Raw genomic sequence first — 4,303 nt, forward strand, 5'->3', positions numbered from 1 at the left:
AGACGAAAAGGATCGGACCAATCAAATGCTGCCAGTTCGGCCATATATTATCTCCATTGTTGCGCGGTCGCTAACCTTTTTGTTCTTTGCGGGCAAGCTGGCAAAACGTCTGTAACCTGTCTATTCGGCAAGCAATCAAACAGGAGAGCTCAGGTGACGTTGCGGACAGAAGTAGACAGTATTCTGGAAAAACTCGGCACGCGTGTCACAGGCGATATGGCTTCGTCCTCGCCAATTGACGGAAGCGATATCGGTTCAGTGCAAACTGCTTCCATGCAAGACGTTGATCTGGCTTGTGCGCATGCGAACGAGGCATTCCATGCGTGGCGTAAGGTTCCCGCCCCGCGCCGCGGCGAGCTTGTCCGCGTGTTTGGCAATGCGTTGCGCGAACATAAGGATGATCTGGCGCGGCTTGTCACCATCGAATGTGGAAAGCCCATTTCGGAAGGCCTCGGCGAAGTTCAAGAGATGATCGACATCTGCGATTTTGCCGTTGGCCTGTCGCGCCAGTTGCATGGCCTTACCATCGCCAGCGAGCGTCCTGGACACCGGATGATGGAACAATGGCATCCTTTGGGGCCAGTGCTTGTTATTTCTGCGTTCAATTTTCCCGTTGCTGTTTGGGCGTGGAACGCTGCGCTGGCGTTGGTTTGCGGCAATAGCGTTATCTGGAAACCGTCGGAAAAAACGCCACTGACTGCGGTCGCAGTTCAGGCCATTTTTGAACACGCTGTCCGTGCCTTCGGTGATGCGCCATCGCATTTGTCGCAAGTCGTGCAGGGAGGGCGCGAGGTTGGGGCAGCGTTGGTTGCCGACCCGCGCGTGGCATTGATCTCCGCGACGGGCAGCACGGAAATGGGACGAAAAGTCGGGCAGGTGGCCGCAGCGCGCTTTGCCAAAACCATTCTGGAGCTTGGCGGCAACAACGCAGCGATCATCAGCGAAAATGCCGATCAGGCTCTGGCGCTGCGCGGCGTGTTGTTTTCGGCATTCGGCACCAGCGGCCAAAGGTGCACCAGCCTCCGCAGGCTTTTCGTGCACGAGAATGTGTATGACGGATTTGTCAGTGCGTTGAAATCCGCAACCGTTTCCATGACAGTGGGCGACCCGCTGGATAGCAGCAACCTTGCTGGGCCGTTGATCGACGAACGGGCTTATGAAGCCATGCAAATTGCACTTGATGAGGCAAGGGCGCTCGGCGCGAATGTGACGGGTGGAGAGCGGATCGCAATGGATGCCGTCTATGCCCGACCAGCCCTTGTGGAAATGCAGGCACATATTGGCCCTGCGCTCAGGGAGACATTTGCGCCGATCCTGTACATATTCCGTTATCGCGATTTATCCGACGCGATTATTTTGCAGAACAGCGTTGCGGCAGGTCTGTCGTCGTCGCTCTTTTCGACAGACATCCGCGAATGCGAGCTATTCCTGTCAGCAGAAGGAAGTGATTGCGGCATCGCCAATGTTAATATCGGCACGTCAGGCGCGGAAATCGGCGGCGCTTTTGGCGGTGAAAAGGAAACGGGCGGCGGCCGCGAGTCAGGTTCCGACGCGTGGAAAGCCTATATGCGCCGGACGACCAACACGATAAATTACTCCAACGATCTGCCACTTGCACAAGGGGTGACTTTCGACCTAACTTCATAACCATGTCGTCATTTTGAACTTGTTTCAGGATAACGAGCGGCGGTGTGCTATCCTGAAACATGTTCAGGATGACGAACGACGGGATAGGAAATACGCATGCACGTCGATAAATTGCCGCCGGTGAAAGCAACGCTGCAGCCGAGCAACCATCCTTATCTCAATGGAGCGTGGACGCCGCAGCATGATGAGGTTACGGCGACGGACCTTGAAGTGATCGAAGGCCGTATTCCCAACGACATTGACGGCATCTTTTTACGCAATACCGAAAACCAATTGCACCAACCACTTGGTCGCTACCACCCGTTTGATGGTGATGGAATGATCCACCAGATTGATTTTTCGGGCGGTAAGGCATCTTATCGCAACCGCTTCGTCCGCACCCGCTGTTTTCAGGCAGAACAGGACGCTGGCGGGTCGTTATGGGGCGGGCTGATGGATAGGACAGATGTGTCTAAGCGCCCGGGCTTTGGCGCGCATGGCAGCCTGAAGGATTCATCAAGCACAGACATCATTGTTCACGCCGGCAAGGCCGTGTCGACATTCTACCAGTGCGGCGAGGGCTATGTGCTGGATCCTGCAACGCTGGAACAGGAAGGCGTGGCATCATGGGTGCCTCTCGATGGCATTTCTGCGCATCCCAAGGTCGATGAACGCACTGGCGAATTGTTGTTCTTCAACTATTCAAAACATGCGCCCTACATGCATTATGGTGTCGTCAACCGCGAAGGAAAGCTGGTGCATTATGTACCCATTCCGCTTCCCGGCCCACGCTTGCCGCATGACATGATGTTTACGCAGAATTGGTCGATATTATGCGATTTTCCGCTGTTCTGGGATGAGGAGCTGCTCAAACGCAACGTCCATGTGACGCGGCTGCACGAAGGACTGCCTTCGCGATTTGCGCTTATTCCCCGATTTGGCCAGCCCGAAGACATCCGCTGGTTCGAAGCTGACCCGACCTTTGTCCTGCATTTCATCAATGCGTATGAGGACGGCAACGAAATCGTGCTGGATGGCTACTTCGAAGAAGACCCTTATCCACCGCCACTCGAAAACGCGGACGGCTATGGTCACATGATGGCTTATGTCGACGAACATAGCTTCAAACCCAAGCTACATCGCTGGCGGTTCAACCTTGACGATGGAACTACGCGCGAAGAGCGACTTGATGACCGGGTTCTCGAGTTCGGGATGATGAACCAGCGCTATCAGGGGCGGCCCTATCGATATGCCTATAGCACGACCTCAAAGCCCGGCTGGTTCCTGTTTACGGGTTTTGTGAAGCATGACCTGCTGACAGGCGCGTCATGGCACGTAGAGCTTCCTGAGGGACGTTTTGGCAGTGAGGCACCCTTTGCCGCGCGAGTCGGCGCTGTCGACGAGGATGATGGATATCTCGTCAGTTTTGTGACCGATGAAAACAGCGGAACTTCCGAATGTATTCTCATCGATTGCAAGCGCTTTGCAGACGGGCCCGTTTGCCGGATTGCCCTTCCGCACAAGATCAGCAGCGGCACGCATGCGCACTGGGCAGATCGCTCGGTCCTTTAATCGCGCTTATTTCTGGAACACGACCTTGGTGCCGGGTTTCACCATCCCGGCCACGCGCGCTGCATCCCAGTTTGTGAGGCGAACACAGCCATGGCTTTCGGCCCGGCCAATTGTTGAAGGTTCGCCAGTTCCGTGAATACCATAATGTGGCTTTGACAGGTCAATCCAGACGACGCCGACCGGGCCATTAGGGCCGGGCTTCAGCAATTGCTTTTCCTTACTGTCGCTGACGTCCCAAAACAGTTTCGGGTTATAGTGGAATTCCGGGTTGCGTGCGACGCCCTTCACGGTCCAGTTGCCAATGGGTAGCGGATCGTGCGAGCTGCCGGTTGTTACGGGAAACTGGCCAATGGTTTTGCCTTCCCCGTCAACTGTCCGCAACCAGCCTTCGGATTTGTCGACAATGATGCTCTCGATGTCCGGTTGCTCAGCTGCAACGCCGAGTGACAGCAACGTCATGTCCCAACCACGGGCTGACAGTTCGGCGCTCGGTGGCGAAACATCTGGAAGGTTAGGTACGACGATGATCTTGTCCGCGCCTATTTGCGTATCCCGCGAATTTAGCGCCAATAAAGTTTCAGGCGTCGTGTGGAACCGTTCGGCCAAAGCCTCCATCAACGATCTATAGCCAAGCGCCGGCAGCTTTGCTTGAGCAGCTGCATCGGCTGGAAAATCGGGGTAGAACGTCTGGTTGGCGAACATCGCAGGAATGCGAACCAGTCTTGTCGGTGCTGTGACATTCACTTTGGCCAACGCAGCCATCGTGGCTTCGTCCAGGGCACCTGTTTCTTCAAGGCCGCTGGCCTTTTGAAAACCTTTTAGCGCCAGTTTCAAGGACTCGCCATTTTTGCCGTCCAGCACTCCGGGCGAAAAGCCAAGCCGGTCAAGAGCCAGTTGAACGGAAAGCATGTCCAGAGCCTTTGGCAATGACGGCACGCTACCCTGCGCTTCAGTAAATTTCAAAAGGTCACGCGGGTCAGAGACCTCGCTTCCCTCTTCCGATGCTGTCCGCTGTTCTTTATCGTTGGAGCTGTCATTGCGATCACACGCAGCAAGCGTGCCCATTGCGAGGAGCAAGGCGAAATATTTCAAGAGTTTTGGCTTT

General features: G+C 55.3%; 3 protein-coding genes. 2 read left to right on the forward strand and 1 reads right to left on the reverse strand.

The features are described from left to right. Positions 1-153 precede the first annotated feature (153 nt). Together ACLL9E_RS04150 and ACLL9E_RS04155 are read left to right on the forward strand one after the other, a co-directional pair. Positions 154-1,647: an aldehyde dehydrogenase family protein gene (locus ACLL9E_RS04150; protein ID WP_411290480.1), complete on the forward strand. Its 1,494-nt coding sequence runs from the start codon at positions 154-156 to the stop codon at positions 1,645-1,647. A gap of 96 nt (positions 1,648-1,743) precedes the next feature. After that, positions 1,744-3,198, forward strand: a complete 1,455-nt coding sequence (locus ACLL9E_RS04155) for a carotenoid oxygenase family protein (protein ID WP_411290481.1) — start codon at positions 1,744-1,746, stop codon at positions 3,196-3,198. A 6-nt stretch (positions 3,199-3,204) separates the two neighbouring features. On the opposite strand, the gene ACLL9E_RS04160 is transcribed toward ACLL9E_RS04155, so the two are convergent. Then, positions 3,205-4,290 carry a L,D-transpeptidase family protein gene (locus tag ACLL9E_RS04160; RefSeq protein WP_411290482.1) on the reverse strand — a complete coding sequence of 362 codons (1,086 nt, stop codon included), beginning with the start codon at positions 4,288-4,290 and terminating at the stop codon, positions 3,205-3,207. Positions 4,291-4,303 lie beyond the last annotated feature (13 nt).

Origin of the sequence: Sphingorhabdus sp. (genome assembly GCF_046596595.1) — a bacterium.
Taxonomy (GTDB): domain Bacteria; phylum Pseudomonadota; class Alphaproteobacteria; order Sphingomonadales; family Sphingomonadaceae; genus Sphingorhabdus_B.

Bases quoted from the DNA above. Each gene is read 5' to 3' on its own strand.
- ACLL9E_RS04155 (WP_411290481.1), top strand. From the start codon at position 1,744: ATGCACGTCGATAAATTGCCGCCGGTGAAAGCAACGCTGCAGCCGAGC.